Source organism: Bradyrhizobium forestalis (genome assembly GCF_002795245.1).
In the GTDB taxonomy this organism is placed as follows: domain Bacteria; phylum Pseudomonadota; class Alphaproteobacteria; order Rhizobiales; family Xanthobacteraceae; genus Bradyrhizobium; species Bradyrhizobium forestalis.
The window spans coordinates 20,580-37,111 of the sequence record NZ_PGVG01000040.1; the positions used below are offsets into that span (position 1 = coordinate 20,580).

17 protein-coding genes are annotated in these 16,532 nt (G+C 62.2%); 5 read left to right on the plus strand and 12 right to left on the minus strand.

What is annotated here, in order from left to right; translation table 11 throughout:
• Positions 1-35: 35 nt before the first annotated feature.
• Positions 36-932 carry a crotonase/enoyl-CoA hydratase family protein gene (locus CVM73_RS31850; RefSeq protein ID WP_100235734.1) on the minus strand — a complete coding sequence of 299 codons (897 nt, stop codon included), beginning with the start codon at positions 930-932 and terminating at the stop codon, positions 36-38.
• Between the two features lie 83 nt (positions 933-1,015).
• On the opposite strand from CVM73_RS31850, the gene CVM73_RS31855 reads away from it, so the two are divergent.
• Positions 1,016-1,639: a TetR/AcrR family transcriptional regulator gene (locus tag CVM73_RS31855; RefSeq protein ID WP_100235735.1), complete on the plus strand. Its 624-nt coding sequence runs from the start codon at positions 1,016-1,018 to the stop codon at positions 1,637-1,639.
• Complete coding sequence (locus tag CVM73_RS31860; RefSeq protein ID WP_245452489.1) at positions 1,582-3,285, plus strand: AMP-binding protein; 1,704 nt, start codon at positions 1,582-1,584, stop codon at positions 3,283-3,285. Before CVM73_RS31855 ends, CVM73_RS31860 begins: the two co-directional genes overlap by 58 nt.
• 82 nt (positions 3,286-3,367) lie before the next feature.
• Here the strand turns inward: CVM73_RS31860 and CVM73_RS31865 are convergent, their stop codons facing one another.
• The 3 genes from CVM73_RS31865 to CVM73_RS31875 are packed head-to-tail and all read right to left on the minus strand — an operon-like array spanning position 3,368 to position 8,211.
• The gene (locus tag CVM73_RS31865) at positions 3,368-3,982 is read right to left on the minus strand and encodes a TetR/AcrR family transcriptional regulator (protein ID WP_100235737.1); all 615 of its coding nucleotides are present in this window, start codon (positions 3,980-3,982) and stop codon (positions 3,368-3,370) included.
• A gap of 15 nt (positions 3,983-3,997) precedes the next feature.
• Entirely contained in the window at positions 3,998-7,108 is a 3,111-nt protein-coding gene (locus tag CVM73_RS31870; RefSeq protein ID WP_100235738.1) for an efflux RND transporter permease subunit, read from the minus strand.
• The gene (locus CVM73_RS31875; RefSeq protein ID WP_100235739.1) at positions 7,108-8,211 is read right to left on the minus strand and encodes an efflux RND transporter periplasmic adaptor subunit; all 1,104 of its coding nucleotides are present in this window, start codon (positions 8,209-8,211) and stop codon (positions 7,108-7,110) included. Before CVM73_RS31875 ends, CVM73_RS31870 begins: the two co-directional genes overlap by 1 nt.
• 196 nt (positions 8,212-8,407) lie before the next feature.
• Here CVM73_RS31875 and CVM73_RS31880 point away from each other — a divergent pair, with 196 nt between their 5' ends.
• From CVM73_RS31880 to CVM73_RS31890, 3 genes are all read left to right on the plus strand, one after another.
• Positions 8,408-8,986 (plus strand): TetR/AcrR family transcriptional regulator, encoded by a 579-nt coding sequence (locus CVM73_RS31880; protein ID WP_100235770.1) that lies wholly within the window; start codon positions 8,408-8,410, stop codon positions 8,984-8,986.
• Between the two features lie 29 nt (positions 8,987-9,015).
• Positions 9,016-9,867 carry an alpha/beta fold hydrolase gene (locus CVM73_RS31885; protein WP_100235740.1) on the plus strand — a complete coding sequence of 284 codons (852 nt, stop codon included), beginning with the start codon at positions 9,016-9,018 and terminating at the stop codon, positions 9,865-9,867.
• 387 nt (positions 9,868-10,254) lie between these two features.
• The gene (locus CVM73_RS31890) at positions 10,255-10,488 is read left to right on the plus strand and encodes a DUF6894 family protein (protein WP_100235741.1); all 234 of its coding nucleotides are present in this window, start codon (positions 10,255-10,257) and stop codon (positions 10,486-10,488) included.
• A 212-nt stretch (positions 10,489-10,700) separates the two neighbouring features.
• Here CVM73_RS31890 and CVM73_RS31895 read toward each other — a convergent pair whose 3' ends face one another.
• From CVM73_RS31895 to CVM73_RS31925, 8 genes are all read right to left on the minus strand, one after another.
• Entirely contained in the window at positions 10,701-11,111 is a 411-nt protein-coding gene (locus CVM73_RS31895; RefSeq protein ID WP_100235742.1) for a hypothetical protein, read from the minus strand.
• A gap of 83 nt (positions 11,112-11,194) precedes the next feature.
• On the minus strand, positions 11,195-11,530 hold the full coding sequence (locus CVM73_RS31900) for a hypothetical protein (RefSeq protein WP_158237631.1): 336 nt from the start codon (positions 11,528-11,530) through the stop codon (positions 11,195-11,197).
• Positions 11,531-11,624: 94 nt separating this feature from the next.
• Positions 11,625-11,891, minus strand: a complete 267-nt coding sequence (locus CVM73_RS39435; RefSeq protein WP_100235748.1) for a hypothetical protein — start codon at positions 11,889-11,891, stop codon at positions 11,625-11,627.
• Positions 11,892-12,234: 343 nt separating this feature from the next.
• Positions 12,235-13,251, minus strand: a complete 1,017-nt coding sequence (locus CVM73_RS31905; protein ID WP_100235744.1) for a patatin-like phospholipase family protein — start codon at positions 13,249-13,251, stop codon at positions 12,235-12,237.
• Positions 13,252-13,623: 372 nt separating this feature from the next.
• Positions 13,624-15,051: an autotransporter domain-containing protein gene (locus CVM73_RS31910; RefSeq protein WP_100235745.1), complete on the minus strand. Its 1,428-nt coding sequence runs from the start codon at positions 15,049-15,051 to the stop codon at positions 13,624-13,626.
• Between the two features lie 161 nt (positions 15,052-15,212).
• Positions 15,213-15,623, minus strand: a complete 411-nt coding sequence (locus CVM73_RS31915; protein WP_100235746.1) for a hypothetical protein — start codon at positions 15,621-15,623, stop codon at positions 15,213-15,215.
• Between the two features lie 83 nt (positions 15,624-15,706).
• Positions 15,707-16,042, minus strand: coding sequence for a hypothetical protein (locus CVM73_RS31920; RefSeq protein ID WP_158237632.1), 336 nt, complete (start codon positions 16,040-16,042; stop codon positions 15,707-15,709).
• 94 nt (positions 16,043-16,136) lie between these two features.
• A complete protein-coding gene (locus CVM73_RS31925; protein WP_100235748.1) occupies positions 16,137-16,403 on the minus strand; it encodes a hypothetical protein in 267 nt (88 codons plus the stop codon).
• Positions 16,404-16,532: the final 129 nt, after the last annotated feature.

The following is a 16,532-nucleotide window of genomic DNA, read 5'->3' on the forward strand; positions in this document are numbered from 1 at the left end:
ATGAATGGCGCCGACGTCGCGCGCTCCTGACGACGTCAGTCGCGCCCCTTCATTTCGTTGATCAACCTGCGCGCCTCGTCACGCTCCGGGATCGGGCGTCCGCTGTCACGCCATTCGATGGCCGCCTTGAAACCGTGCTTCTGCGCGTACCGCCTGAACCACAAGCCCTCAGGATTATGACGCGTGATGCCGTCAAACAGGGTCGCAAGCGACTGCGTCTGCTCGAGACCCATGGTCAGCATGACCTGGTTGACGACCATCTTGTGCATGGCGAGGTGACTCTTCGGAACGCCGGCAATCCGGTCTGCGAGCTTTCGCGTCGCGGCCTCGAGTTGCTCCAGGGGAACGCAGACGTTCGCCAGCCCCCACTCCGCCGCCTTGCGCCCGTCGATCATATTCCCGGTGAACATCATCTCCTTGGCGCGCGTAGGTCCGAGCTTGAACGTCCACATCGCGGTGGTCGGGCAGCCCCATACGCGCGTCGGCATGTAACCGATCCGGGCATCCTCCGCCATCACGATCAAGTCGCAACAGAGCGCGATGTCGCTGCCGCCCGCGACCGCCGCGCCGTGAATCTTGGCGATGGTCGGCTTGGAGCACTTCCACAAGCTCATGAAGTTCTCGGTGTTCTTCTTCATGACCGCGTAATCGACCATGGGATCCCAGGGCTCGCTCTCCTGCTGGCACGGGTGCTCGATCTCGCTCTCGGCGTAGGCGACGAGATCATACCCGCCGCAGAACCCTTTACCTGCGCCTTCGATCACGACGACGTGCACCTCGTCATTTTTCTCCGCCCACTCGACCGCCGCCCGGATCTCTTCGGGCATCGCATCGTCAATGGCGTTGAACCGCCCCGGGCGGTCGAGGACGAGACGGGCGATCTTCGGTGCGTCCTCGCGGACCGCGATACTGAGAGTCGAGAAATTCGGCATCGTAACCTCGCGGACGTCAAAACAGTCAGCATTGACTGTAACAGATGTCGTGTTACAGTCAACGCTGACTGTTGAGGGAAAGCATGCCAAGACCAGCGAAGACCGGAGCTCTCGACACAGCGGCCGAGACCACACGATCGCGGATTCTGAACACCGCCGTGGATTGCTTGATCGACCTCGGCGTCGCCGGCACGACAACGCTTGCGGTACAGCATCGGGCGGAAGTCAGCCGCGGCGCCCTTCTCCATCACTTTCCCACGCACGCCTCTCTGTTGGCCGCGAGCGTCGCCGAGCTCGTCAGCCGGAACGAGAAGGCCGTCTCGCAGGGTCGCGCAGGCGCGGGGCCGGCTGACACTCTGGTCGCTGCCGTCGAAGCGCTCGCGTTCGCTGCGCGCCAGCCAGCCTATCTCGCCGAGCTGGAGCTCTGGGCGGTGGCTCGCACCGATGCTGCCTTGAAACAGGCATTGACCACGGCAGAGCGCGGTGCCCGACGCGATCTCGAGCGCGTTTATGTCCAGCTCTTCGGCGAGTGGACGGATTCCGAGGCCTACGACGACGTCATCGCGCTGACGCTCCATTTCATCAGAGGACTCGCGATCTCCGAGAACCTTCGGAGCTCGGCGGGACCACGCGAGCGACTTGTAGCGATGTGGGCCGACGCGATGCGAACCCTGCTCGAGACCAAGAAGAAGAAACGACAGAAGTAAAAACGGGCGGGAGGATGGACATGGGAACGACGAAGCCTTCGCAATCCTATTGGCCAGCGGATACGACGCGAGCCATCATGAACGTGAGCATCGGCAGGGCGCTTGCCACGGCGGCCGCGGAGGTTCCCGATCGCATCGCGCTGATCGAGGTTGTGCCGGCATCTGTGCCTTCGCCGGTGGGCGCCGCGCAAGCCAATCGGCGCTGGACGTACGCCCAGTTGCAGGAGGACGCGAGCCGCTGCGCAAGCTGGCTGCTGGGGAAGTTCAAGACCGGCGACCGCATCTGCGTCTGGGCACCCAACGTGCCCGAGTGGATGGTGCTGCAATACGGCGCCGCGCTCGCCGGCGTGATCCTTGTGACGGCTAATCCGGCGTTCAAGCCAAGCGAACTGGAGTTCGTGCTGCGTCAGTCCAGGGCCTCCGCCCTCTTCCATCTGTCGAGCTTCCGCGGCGTCGACACTGGCGCCATCGCCCGCGACATGGAGAAGATCGGTCTCGAGTGCTATTCCTTCGAAGGGTGGCTCCAGGCGATCCGGAGCACGCCGGCGACGGCGCTGCCCGAGATTGACCCGGGACATGCCGCACAGATCCAGTACACGTCCGGAACCACGGGCCGTCCCAAGGGTGCCCTGCTCCATCACCGCGGCCTGGTGACAAACGCGAGCCATGTTGCGGCCAGGGCCGGCCTGGAAGACAGCATCCTGCTGAGCCCCATGCCTCTCTTTCACACGGCCGGATCGGTCATGAGCGTGCTCGGATGCGTGACTTCGCGCGCGACGCTGGTTCTACCGTTGTTCTTCGATCCGCCGACGGTTCTGCAGGCCATCGAGGCGACGAGAGCCGAGATCATGTTCGGTGTCCCGACCATGCTGCTCGCCTTGATCGATGCCATGAAGGCCGTCCCGCGCGACCTCTCGTCGTTGCGCCTCGCGTTGTCCGGCGGCGCACCGGTCTCTCCGGAGATCCATCGGCGGGTGAAACAAGCGCTTGGCCTTCCCGTCGTCACGGTCTATGGCCAGACCGAACTCAGCCCGATTGTCGCACAGACGAGCATCGACGATCCCGAGGCCGAGCTTGTCCACACCGTCGGAAAACCGCTCTGGAATGTCGAGCTGCGGATCGTCGATCCGATCGATCTGCGTGTGCTGCCGATCGGCTACGAAGGCGAGATTCAGGCCCGCGGTTATCAGACGATGATCGGCTATTTCGAGGCGCCTGAGGACACGCGCCAGGCCATCACGGCGGACGGATGGCTGCGCACAGGCGACTTGGGGAAGCTTGATGAGCGGGGATATCTGCGCGTCACCGGCCGGCTGAAGGACATGATCATCCGCGGCGGAGAGAACATCTATCCGGTGGAGATCGAAGCCTGCCTCTTGCGGCATCCCGACGTCGCCGATGCCGCCGTGTTCGGGGCACCCGACGAAAGATGGGGAGAAGTCGTGGCCGCCGCCGTCCGCCTGTCGCCAAATGCGTCGCTAAGCGCGGACCAGCTGACCGAGCACTGCCGAGCGGCAATGGCGCACCACAAGACACCGACGCTATGGTTCGTCTGCACCGAATTTCCGCTGACGGCGTCCGGCAAGGTCCAAAAGTTCAGGCTTCGGGAAGCATTGGCCTCCGGCCAACTCGACGTTCTCGCATGAACCATTTCCTGAGTGCGAAGGAACAGGAGCCGGATCTAGTCCCCGGTGGGCGAATGCATCGGGCCTGAATGCCGCAGACTATTTAGCCGCACTTGCCCAGAGCTTTCAGGATGAAGCGGATCTGGCCGCGCAGGCCCGCTTGGGTGTCTTCGCCGTGTGCAACACAGTGCTCGAGCAGAATCGGATGGAAGAAGGGCACGAACGCCGATCTGACCGCTCGGGCGGCTTCCGCGGCGTCATCGACGTCGAACTCGCCCGCGTCAGCACCCTCGCGTATGACCGCCTCCAAGATCATCACCATCCGCTCGACATGCGCCCGAATAATCGGCCAGTTCTCCTGCATGGCCACGACGATCAGATCGTGCATGGGCCTTGCCTCGGCCAGCATCACCTTGCTCTGGGCGTGAACGGCAGTCAGCAGTTGGCCGAGCTTGTCCGTGGCCGGCGCGTCCGTGCGTGCGATCGCCAAGGCAACGTCTGCGAACTCGTTCATGAGACGTCCGCAGATGGACTCGTTGATTGCATCCCTGGAGGGAAAGAAGCGGTAGATATTCGCCGGGCTCATGCCGAGGTCAGCGGCGATATCGGCCACCGACGTCCTGTGGTATCCGACGCGGCGGAAATGCTCCTCCGCCGCGCCGAGGATACGCGCCCGGGCCTCGTCGGAATCTAAACCCCGTCGGACCGGACGATTCATCGGATCGACAGAGCCCTACTCGGCAGCCAGTGCCGGCCGCAATTCCGGCTTCTCGCGCGCAGCATCGTGGATATCATCTGCGGTCGGCTTGATCCGGAACCACGCGGCGTAAAGCGCGGGAAGGAACAGCAGAATCAGGACTGTCCCGACTGCGGTGCCGCCGATCAGCGTATAGGCCATCGATCCCCAGAAGACGGAATGCGTCAACGGGATGAACGCCAAGACGGCGGCAAGGGCGGTCAGGATCACCGGACGCGTCCGCTGCACCGTCGCCTCGATGACGGCGTGATAGTCGTCGAGACCTGCTGCACGGTTCTCCTTGATCTGTTCGGTCAGGATCAGCGTGTTGCGCATCAGGATCCCCGCCAGTCCGATCAGTCCCAGAATCGCGTTGAATCCGAACGGCTGGTTAAAGGTGAGCAACGCAGGCACGACGCCGACGAGACCAAGCGGTGCAGTCAGCATGACGAGCGCCATCATCGAGAAGGATCTCACCTGAAGCATGATGACGATCAGCGTTGCGGCGATCATGGCGGGAAAGACGGTCGCCAGCGCGTCATTGGCCTTCGTGGCCTCCTCGATCGAGCCACCCGTCTCGATGCGATAACCGGCCGGAAGGGATGCGATCAGCGGCTGGAGGGCTTTCATGACGTCCTTGGAGACCTCAGGAGGCTGCGTCGCCTCATTGATATCCGAGCGAATCGTGATGGCGGGCGTGCGATCGCGGCGCTTCAGGATCGGCTCTTCAAGCTGGACTTCCGAATGACCGATCTGGTCGAGCGGAATCGGACGGCCGTCTCGGCTCATCAGCGAGAAGTCGGCCAGCCGCGTCGGATCCAGTCGCTCGCCACCGGCGCTGCGTGCCACGATCGGGACATTGCGAATATCCTCGCGGACCTGCGTGACGGCGATGCCGGTGAGGAGGAACTGGAGCTGACGGCCCACCTCCGCTGGAGAGAGACCGATCAGGTTCAGCCGATCCTGATCCGGAATGAAGCGGAGCACCGGTGTGCGATTGCCCCAATCGCGATTTGCCTGCCTCACGTCAGCAACGCCACGCATGACCTCGACGGCTTTTTCGGAGATCCCGTACAATTTCGCAGGATCGGGGCCCATCACCCGAAACTCGACCGGGAACGGCGTGTAGGGTCCGAATACAAGCTGGGTGACGCGCACATACGCTTCCCGGGCAAGGCCCTGTGATACGGCCTCCCGGAGCCGGTGCTTCAAAGCCTCGCGCGCCTCGGCGTCCGGTGTCAGCGCGACGATCTTGGCAAAGGCCGGATCGGGGAGCTCTGGCGCCATCGCGAAGAAGAAGCGGGGCGCGCCCTGACCGACATAGCTGGTGACGATCTTCGCCTCGGGCTGATCATGCAGCCAACGCTCGAGCTTCTCGACGACGGCGGTCGTCGTCTCGATGCTGGTGCCTTGCGGCAGGCGAACCTCCACCAGAACTTCGGGGCGGTCGGACGTCGGGAAGAACTGCTGCTTGACGGCCCCCATGCCGAGGCCGGACAGCGCGAACGCGATGACGACGACGCCGCAGGTCAGGAACTTGTGGCGCACGGCGAAAGTGATGAGCCGGCGCAGACGCCGATAGTTCGGCGTGTCGTAGATCGCGTGGTGACCGCCCTCGATCGGCTTGATCGCAGGCAGCATCTTGACGCCAAGATAAGGCGTGAAGATCACCGCGACGATCCAGGAGACGATGAGAGCGAAACCCACGACCCAGAAGATGTTGCCGGCGTATTCGCCGGCCGTCGAGCGCGCGAAACCGACCGGCAGAAACCCCGCGATGGTCACGAGCGTGCCCGAGAGCATCGGCGCCGCAGTGTGGCTCCATGCATAGGCCGCCGCACTGATGCGATCCATGCCTTCTTCCATTTTCACCACCATCACCTCGATGGCGATGATGGCGTCGTCCACGAGAAGGCCAAGCGCGAGGATGAGAGCGCCGAGCGTGATGCGGTCGAAGAACCGGCCCGTTTCCAGCATGATGAGGAACACGACGGCAAGCGTGAGAGGGACGGCGGCGGCCACGACGATCCCGACGCGCCAGCCAAGGCTGAGCAGGCTCACCAACAGCACCACTGCGAGAGCCATCGCGAATTTGATCATGAATTCGTCAACCGCCGAGGTGATGTTCACGGCCTGATCGGTCACCTTGTCGAGGGTCATCCCCAGCGGCAGCGTCCGCGCAATGGCTGCGGACCTCTCTTCAAGCGCCTTGCCGAGCGCCAGGCCGTTCCAGCCCTCCTGCATCACCGCCGCGAGCATGATCGTGGGCTCGCCCTGGTGCCGGATGATGTAGGTGGGAGGATCCTCGTAGCCGCGGCGGATCCCGGCGATGTCGGACAGCTTCAAGGTCCGTCCCGCAGCAACGATCGGCGTGTCGGCGATCGCCTGCACGCTGTCATAGCTTCCGTCGACCCGGATGAAGACCTGCGGCCCCTTTGTGTCGATCGAGCCTGCAGGGGTGACCGTATTCTGCCGCTGCAAGGCTGCGATGATATCCTGTGCCGACACGCCGAGGGTGGCCAGCTTGGGATAGGAAAACTCCACGAAAATCTGCTCGGGACGTTCGCCGAGGATATTGATCTTCTTGACGCCGGGCACATGCAGCAGGTCCTGGCGGATCACCTCGGCCTTTCTGGCGAGCTCACGCATCGGCATGCCCTTCGCCTTGAGGGCGTAGAGTGCGAAGCTCACGTCCGAATATTCGTCATTGACGAAGGGGCCGAGCACGCCAGCCGGCAGCTTGCGCGCTTCATCCCCGAGCTTCTTGCGGGCCTGGTAGAACTCTTCCTGCACGCTCGATGGCGGCGTGCTGTCCTTCAGCGTGACGGTCATGTAGGCATAGCCTGGCCGCGTGGTCGTCTCCACCCGGTCGTACCAGGTCAGCTCCTGAATCCGCTTCTCCAGCGGTTCGGCAACCTGATCCTGCATCTCGCGCGCCGTCGCGCCCGGCCATACCGTGGTGACCGTCAGGGTCTTGATGGTGAAGGACGGATCCTCGGCCCGCCCAAGCATGAAGAAGGCGTAGGCGCCTGCGGCCGCGAGCAGGATGATGAAGAACAACGTCACGGCGCGTTCGCGAACGGCGACCGCGGAAAGATTGAAGCTCATCATTTGCTCCCGCCGTCAGAGACCGTCCTGACCCGAGCGCCCTCGTGCAGGAGGTGAGCGCCGAGGGAAACAATCTGGCCACTGGAGCCCGATCCAGAAATAACGGCCGTTTCGCTGGTCACACGCAGAAGCTTGATGGGCTGAAAGCGTACGGTCGAGGTGGCGCTGTCGAAGACCCAAACGCCTGTCACTCGGCCGTCATCGAGCACGGCCCCCAGCGGCACCTGGACTTCCGGCTGACTGTCCTGGCTTGCAAGCCGAATGGTGACAGTCGCACCGAGCGGTGCTGCTGCCGCCCCGCCGTCCAGGACATAGCGGGCCTCGTAGGTCCGGGTCTGCGCATCGGCAGAATCGGACAACTGGCGCAGATGCGCCGCATAGCGGTGTCCATCGCTTCCATACAGGCTGGCCTCGGCGAGCGAGCCGATCGCCGGTCGGACGGTTTCGGGAAGCGCCACCACAGCTTCGCGAGGACCGGACTGTGCGAGCCGAACGACCGTCTGGCCGGCCGAGACCACTTGCCCCGGTTCACCAAGCGTTTGGGTGACCGTTCCGTCCGCGTCCGCCACCAGGACGGAATAGGTCGCCTGGTTCTCGGCGACCCCTGCCTCGGCTTCGGCCGCGGCGAGCTGCGCTTTGGCGGTGTCCGATGCGGCCTTCGCCTGCTCGTAGCGCTGTTTAGAAGTCCATCCGTCGCTGACCAGGTTGGCGTATCGACGCTCATCCGCATCCGTCTGCACGACAACTGCACGCGCTGCGGCGACGGCGTTGCGCTTCGCTGTCAGCGCAAGACGCAGATCGGTTTCGTCGATCCGCATGAGCGGCTGCCCGGCTTTGACCTGCTCGCCGACATTCACCAGCCGCTCGACGATCTTGCCGGCGACGCGAAAACCGAGATTGCTTTCCACCCTCGCGCCGATGGTGCCCGTGAACCCACGCTCGGATCCACTCACCCGCGCGGCCGTCACCAGGCTCACCATCGGCGGTTCCTGCCGGGGGTCGCTCACGGCAGAGGCTTTTGGGGCGAAAATGCCGAGACTGACGAACGTGGCCACCCCCGCCGGGATCAAAATACCGGCCAATACGGCAATACCCCTCTTCATGCCCGTCTCCTGCTAAATTAGATTACACTCAAACTCTATAAGCAAGTTAGAGTTCGACCGCAATCTAAAACATGGTGATGACGGCAACGTGATTGCCAAGGCTCGCCTCTCGGATGAACGGCGCCAGGCTTGATAGATTGCGTTCGACCTCTATCTGAGATATAGATGTCAATCGAAATCCAAATGGAGGTCCATGATGCGTGTCAGTCGCGTTCAAGCCGCGGAGAACCGCCAAACCGTAATCAACGTGGCAAGTCGCCTCTTCAGGGAGCGCGGCTTTGACGGCATTGGGCTCAAGGACCTGATGGAGGGTGCCGGGCTTACCCAAGGCGCCTTCTACAAGCAGTTCGGGTCCAAAGAGGACTTGGCGGTCGAGGCGTCCAAGCGCGCGTTGGAGAGCGCTTCCGGCCGCTGGTCGGAGGCGACCGCGCGCAATCCCGATGACCCGCTCGGCGAAGTGATCGGGTTCTACCTCAGCGCTGACCATCGCGAAGAAAGAATGGACGGCTGCCCGATCGTCGCGCTCGGCTCGGATGCCGCCCGGCAGGGTCCCGACGTGAAGGCGGCGTTCGAAGCAGGCATCAAGGCCCATCTCGATGTGCTCGGCCGCTTCATTGCCGAGAACAGCGACGAAGCATCCAGAGACAAAGCTATGGCCATTCTCGCAACGATGGTCGGGGCCGTGACGCTATCGCGCGTGGTCAACGACCCCGATCTCGCTCGGGCCCTTCTGGATGCGGCAGCCGCACAGGTCCGCGCTACCGCCGCCGCTTGAACGACGCCCTCGAAGCCCGGAGAGATCGAATGCTCGTCCTGAGCGAAACCAAACCGAGTTTGCTCAAGCTGTCGGACAAGCTCAGCGTGCGCGTTCAAAAGACCGGCAGCGGGCCGCCGCTGCTCCTCATCCATACGATCCGGACGCAGCTCGAATATTTCCGCAGCCTCGTTCCCCTTCTCGCCGGATCGCACACGGTTTACGCCATTGACCTGCCGGGCCACGGGCACTCACCGGTCGATCCGAGCGCGAGCTTCGACGAGCCCTATTTCAGGCGGGCCGTCATACGCTTCCTCGAGGAGCTGGACCTCTCGGACGTGACCCTTGTCGGCGAGTCGATTGGCGGGGCATTGGCCCTCACGGTGGCAGCCTCACTTCCGCAGCGGGTGAAGCGCGTTTATGCGATCAACCCCTACGACTACGAGACCCGCTACGGCGACGGCATTCGACGTGGCAACTGGCTTGCCAATTTCATCATCGGAAGCTTGCAAGTCCCGGTGCTCGGCGCGATCAACGCATCGCTCGAGAACAAGATGATCCTCGGCAAGATCATGGGCGGCGGATATCACGACCCGCGCAATCTGCCGGCCGACCTGCTCGCCGAGTTCGATGAAGTCGCCCGCCGTCCCGGATACAAGCGGGCCGCACGCAAGGTGCTGGCCGGCTGGCGATCCTGGAGCAAGGCACGCGACTATTATCGGCAGATCTCGGCGCCGGTCACGCTCATCTATGGCGATAGCGACTGGTCTCGGCCAAATGAGCGCGAACGCACACGATCACTGATTCCTGCTGCGCAGATGCTGACGCTCGAGAATACCGGCCACTTTTCGGCGGTCGAGAACCCGTCGGAGCTGGCTCGCGTGATAATGGCGACAGAATGAAATTGGCCCTTTCAGGCATACACCCTGAGATGGCGCCGCATCCGCGCGACGCAACGGCCGGTTACGCTACTTGCGCATTCTTTCCAGCGCGGCCCGGTCTTTCGGACCCGGATAGCTGCCAACGATGAGCTCTGTTGCCTAAGTCATGCCGGAGCAACAACAAACAAGACATCCATCACTGCAGACCAACGACCGTTCAGCCGGGCAAACCTGTGACGAGAAACGGCGCGCCAGTAACATTGACGGGGATGATGAGAGGCGAGGCCGTCCCCAGCCAGCCTGCCGCACGACGCCATGTGAGGGTGATCACGGATGATATCTCCGCGACCCAGTATAGGTCGATGTGCAAGGTCGCGCTGATCACCCGAATGTTGCGAGGAGGCGTACATGGCTCAGGTCTATTTCCATTGCTCCAACCGTCGAGAAGTATTGATGGATCGTCGCGGTACATCCGTATCCGACCTGATCCAGGCGTGTGAGGAGGCCACCAGCAGGGTGCGATTGCTTATCGGAGCAACCAGCCTCGAAGATTGGCGCGATTGGGCCCTGCACGTCACCGATGAGACCGGCGACGAGATATTCGTCTTGCCGTTCTCATCCATGCTTGGCAAGCCAAACTGAAGGCCGGCGTCGTTGTGGGCGCTAGCATTGCAGGGGCGCGGCCGATGTGCTGGCGAAAGCCACAGACAGGCAGCGGCGCGAGGTAAATCACGCAAGGTGATCCCAAGCCGCCCTTGGCTACGGCTCGCTGGCTCGGCGCCAGGACCGTCCCGCGGCTCACAGGCGGCCCTCTCCGCGCCGTGGCCGCCGCGGAGGTCCATCCGTCGTTCCGGCTACATCTTCTTCTGCAAGCCCAGGGCTTTCATCAAATTGTCGAGCGTCTGCTGCGATTGCGGCGTGGCCCCTTTGCGGACCTGCCGGTAGACGTCTGCATCGCTGGGTGGGGGATCGTCATCGCCGGGCGCCGCCTGCGTATCCGGGCTTTGGCCGGGATCGGTGTCGGCCCCCGGTGTCGTTCTCTGAATGATGATCGCCGAGTTGCTGCCGTTACGCTGCTCAATGCTGCTGTAACCAGGACCGATCCTGACTTGCCTGTCGGTCTTGGACGGATCGCCACTCTGCGTGATCGTGGCAGAATTGCTGCCATTGTCCACGGACGTCGTCTCAGCCCGCAAGGATCCGCTCGCAAGAGCGCCCATCAACACGACGCCAAGCACAACCGATTGTCGTTGCATCAGCTTCATCTATCTGTCTCCTCGATAGCGAGCATTGGGCGAGGCAGTCCCCCCGCCCAATCACCGTACCGCTGGCCGGCAGGCCGGCGGCCTTACCATTGCTGGACCCTGACGCGGTTGCCGCTTCCGACCTGCATGGCGCCGGCGCTATTGTCCCGGCCACGCTGGCTGGCTCCGGCAAAGTTGCCGTTCCCGAGCTGCACCTGGCTCGACGTGTTGCTCGTTCCGGACTGCCGTGCGCTCGCCGACATTCCGTAGCCTGACTTCACCTGGCCGTTCACATTGTACTGACAGCTCTGGCTGACGCTGTCACTCGACCCGTTGCCGATCTGGGTCCTCGCATGCACGCAGGCGGTAATGCCACCAGCCAAAGCCGGCGCGGAGACCAGGGTCAGCGCCGCGCTGGCAATCAACAAAAGCTTTCTCATGGACGTGTCCTTTCGTGGTTTGCCACCAGGAAAGGAGCGTGAGGGGACGGTCCCGGCACGACTCCTTTCCACGCATTGTGAGAGCACTCGGCAATTAGCGCCGACGCTGCCACACACCGGCATAGTTGCCATCACCGTTCTGGCCGATCCCGGCATTGTTGTTGCGGCCGACCTGGTGGATGCCGGCGCCGTTGCCGTTACCGAACTGAACGATCTGGCTGTCGTTGTTCCGACCGCGCTGGAAGGTTTCGGCCCCGTTGCCGTTGCCGTTCTGCACGATGGAGGAGCTGTTGCCGGCATATGCGCCCGAAGACGCCAGTGAAAGAACCATAGCCGACGCGAGGAGGATGGAGCGAAACATGGCAATTTCCCTTTGGATCAAAGTCGAACCGCGTGATTGCCGTTCGATGATTTGACGATAGCCTTCCTCGCCGCATCGCTCTGTGCCGCACATCACACGCACCGGAGCACAGAACTTCTGAAATCAAAGTCCCCAACTCGCCGCATCCAACCAGCAGTATTCAATAGCCTCGGAACCGGCTCGGTTGATGAACCGAGAGCGCGCACTTCAGGAATATTTCTCAAGCGCATCGCGCGCTCACATCGGCCATCTCAGCGCGAAGGAAGCATCCGTAAGCGCGCGCCATTCACGCCTTGCACAACACAGAAGCTCGCTGCAGATCTACGCCGCAACCGTGCTGCGCTCACAGATATCGCGCGTGAATGTCGATGGTCGAACGCATGCCGAGATGGCAGAAATTCGCGGCCAGCCACTCCTCAGCACAGGTGCGCCCTATATCGCGCAGATGGGTGAGAAACTCCCAGTCTGCATTGTACTTGGAGGCGACGCCGAGATCCTTCATGAGTGAGTCTGCCTCGATCGCATGGATCAGCATTGTCTTTATCTGGTCGTGCGCCGCACCTCCGCTGACGAGCTTGTTGGCGAAGGCGATCGCTCGCATCTCGCGCATCAGCGACGAATTGAAGCTGATCTCGTTTATTCGATTCAGTATGTCGCTGGCCGTACGAGGAAGCGCCTGGCGCACAATCGGGTTGATGTGAATGACTATAACGTCTGTGGATTGGCAGCCATAGATGAGCGGGAAGATCGCCGGATTGCCCATGTAGCCGCCGTCCCAATAGGCTTCGCCATCGATTTCAATGGCCTGAAAGAGCAGCGGAAGGCAGCCGGAAGCAAGAACGGCCGAGACGGTCAGTTCATCGTTATGGAAGATCTTCACTTTTCCCGTGCGGACGTTTGTCGCGCAAAGGAACAGCTTGATGACATTGTTTCGGCGCAGCCGCTCGAAGTCGACGGTCTCCTCAAGCACATCGCGCAACGGGTTGTAGTTCAGCGGGTTGAACTGATACGGCGACAGAAGTCGTGTCATCATCTCGAAAAACATGAACACCGGAGATTTCTCGAGCGCACGAGTTCGCACCAGCCGATCGAACGGGGAGGGCTGCAGCGGTCCCCAGGCGGCAGCTTCGCTGATGCGCCGCCAAAACTCGGCGAGCGAATGTTTTGCTGCCTCGCGTCCACCGATCGTCAGCCCATACGCCATGACCGCGGCATTCATGGCGCCAGCACTCGTCGCGCAGATTCCCTCGAAGGACATCCGCTCATCATCGAGGAGGCGATCCAGCACCCCCCAGGTGAACGCGCCATGTGCTCCGCCGCCTTGCAGAGCAAGGTTGACCGTTTTACTTGTCGTACCCATCAGCGCCTGCGCTGTTGCGCGACAAAAAAAATCGAAATGGATTTGCCCGTGGTCGAAACGATCCAGTTAACAGCTTAGTCTGGCGGTGCAGGATACCAAAGCGCAATTTCCTGATTGTCTTGCGTTAGGCGTCCTTGGTCTCGGCCCATTCCTGGTCGGTTGACATGTTGTCAGCACTCAAAAGCCCAGGTCGGAGAATCCGCCGGAACGAGCACAGAAGGCAGTGAACACGCCCGGCTTAGCTGCGCAAACGATGGATCCCCGCCTGGCAGCAGATCGGCGCGCCGCCCCTCAATGTGTCAATCGTGATCACGACAGGAATTGGCCGCGACTCAATTCAGAGATTTTTGAGCTGTGGCGTTTTGGTCGGGATCAGAAGCTGTATCGAAATCCGGCATTCACCCCGAAACTGTCGGACCCATTGCTGGCGACAATCCCCTCGGCCGCAACGTTGACACGCGCATTGGGTGTGAGGTCATATCCGAGACCGCCAGAAATTCGGACATAAGCGTCCCTGATAGGACGCACCGGTGTGAAGATCGGCACATTGGGCGCCAGCGTGAACGCCGTCTGCACTATGGGCATGGAGTTGCGCAGATCCTTCTCCGCGGTCACGTCAAGGAACGCAGCCGTTCTTGGACCGAGCGCGGCAAATCGCGATTCCAAGCGCGCGCCGCCGCTGATTACCGCCGACTGAAGAAACTGATCTGCGACCGTCTGGGTCAGAAATGGATCACCGCTTTCGGAATAGCCCCTGACATGCGTGTTCGTGTAGGTGAAGCCGCCGATCGGACCGATCCGCGCGGCGCCGAGATCAAACAAGTAGCCTGCCTTGATTGCGGCAACTGACGTGCTCGCGTCCGTTGTCGGCGTGATGGGTCCGAAGAATCCGGTGCGAGCGATGTCGAACTGATTCCAGCCGTACGCCGCGACGGTATGAACGAACAGCGAACCGGTGTCGTAGGCCAGGAACCCGCCAAGATGGAAGGAGTCGAGATCCGTCGAACCGAGCCCTTGCTTGAAATTCGAGGCGATACGCGTGTAGCCGAACGTCGGTCCTAACGTAAGATTCGGCGTCAGGTAGAACTTGCCGCCGGCGAGGATGCCGCCCGAATCATAGCTGTATTTGGTCGACCCGAACGCGTCGGCATGGTCGCCATGCCGATAGTTGCCTTGGACGAAAACCGAGGCTCGACAGGGCCTCGGCGGTGCCTTGACGGTCAGAGGCTGATCAACGCAGGTCTCCCCACGGCCAGTATCGAGCTGCGACAGCAAGTCGCGCGTGAAGCCTTGAACGCTGACCTGGGCCATGCTCGGCAGTGCCGCAGCGGTCTCCGGCGCGAACAGCAGGTTCGCCGCGATGCGCTCAAGATAACCGGTTCCCGCCGTTGCGAGGGGAGATGCCGCGAGCTGAATGACGATCGCGGATGCATTGTTGCCCGTCTGTGCGATGGCAGAGGCATTCGCGGGCCCAACCTGAATGACGTATGCGTGGCTGAAATCACCGACCTGGGTGATATTCGCCGTGTTAGCGCCATCGACTTGAATAATGGCAGTGCGGCTATAGAAGCCGTTCTGCGTGACGGCGGCCGTCGGATTCGGCGCTAGCTGGACGATCCCGGCTATGTTCTGCCCATCCCCGAGCGCCTGATTCAGCACGATCGGTCCGTTTAACGGGGTAAAGCCGAAGCCGGTCGTATCGATGAAGCCCGTTTGCGCAGTGGCCGATTCGGCGAACAAGGCGACGGCTGCCCCGGCCGCACATCTGAGCCATGCCCGCATGGCCGACTTGCTATTCATTGCCCACCCCTGACGAGGATTGCGCCTGACATCCGCCAAGTTGCATATTACTCAAGACGGGCGAGCTGACTGTGGCAGCCAAGTAACAGAAAACTGAAATCTTTTTGGGCGGGCGCCCCCTCCGCGCCGTGGCCGCCGCGGAGGTCCATCCGTCGTTCCGGCTACATCTTCTTCTGCAAGCCCAGGGCTTTCATCAAATTGTCGAGCGTCTGCTGCGATTGCGGCGTGGCCCCTTTGCGGACCTGCCGGTAGACGTCTGCATCGCTGGGCGGGGGATCGTCATCGCCGGGCGCCGCCTGCGTATCCGGGCTTTGGCCGGGATCGGTGTCGGCCCCCGGTGTCGTTCTCTGAATGATGATCGCCGAGTTGCTGCCGTTACGCTGCTCAATGCTGCTGTAACCAGGACCGATCCTGACTTTCCTGTCGGTCTTGGACGGATCGCCACTCTGCGTGATCGTGGCAGAATTGCTGCCATTGTCCACGGACGTCGTCTCAGCCCGCAAGGATCCGCTCGCAAGAGCGCCCATCAACACGACGCCAAGCACAACCGATTGTCGTTGCATCAGCTTCATCTATCTGTCTCCTCGATAGCGAGCATTGGGCGAGGCAGTCCCCCCGCCCAATCACCGTACCGCTGGCCGGCAGGCCGGCGGCCTTACCATTGCTGGACCCTGACGCGGTTGCCGCTTCCGACCTGCATGGCGCCGGCGCTATTGTCCCGGCCACGCTGGCTGGCTCCGGCAAAGTTGCCGTTCCCGAGCTGCACCTGGCTCGACGTGTTGCTCGTTCCGGACTGCCGTGCGCTCGCCGACATTCCGTTGCCGGCCTGCACCTGGCCGTTCACATTGTACTGACAGCTCTGGCTGACGCTGTCACTCGACCCGTTGCCGATCTGGGTCCTCGCATGCACGCAGGCGGTAATGCCACCAGCAAAAGCCGGCGCGGAGACCAGGGTAAGCGCCGCGCTGGCAATGAACAAAAGCTTTCTCATGGACGTGTCCTTTCGTGGTTTGCCACCGGGAAAGAAGCGTGAGGGGGCGGTCCCGGCACGACCCCTTTCCACGCATTGAGAGAGCGCTCGGCAATTAGCGCCGACGCTGCCACACACCGGCATAGTTGCCATCACCGTTCTGGCCGATCCCGGCATTGTTGTTGCGGCCGACCTGGTGGATGCCGGCGCCGTTGCCGTTACCGAACTGAACGATCTGGCTGTCGTTGTTCCGACCGCGCTGGAAGGTTTCGGCCCCGTTGCCGTTGCCGTTCTGCACGATGGAGGAGCTGTTGCCGGCATATGCGCCCGAAGACGCCAGTGAAAGAACCATAGCCGACGCGAGGAGGATGGAGCGAAACATGGCAATTTCCCTTTGGATCAAAGTCGAACCGCGTGATTGCCGTTCGATGATTTGACGATAGCCTTCCTCGCCGCATCGCTCTGTGCCGCACATCACACGCACCGGAGCACAGAACTTCTGAAATCAAAG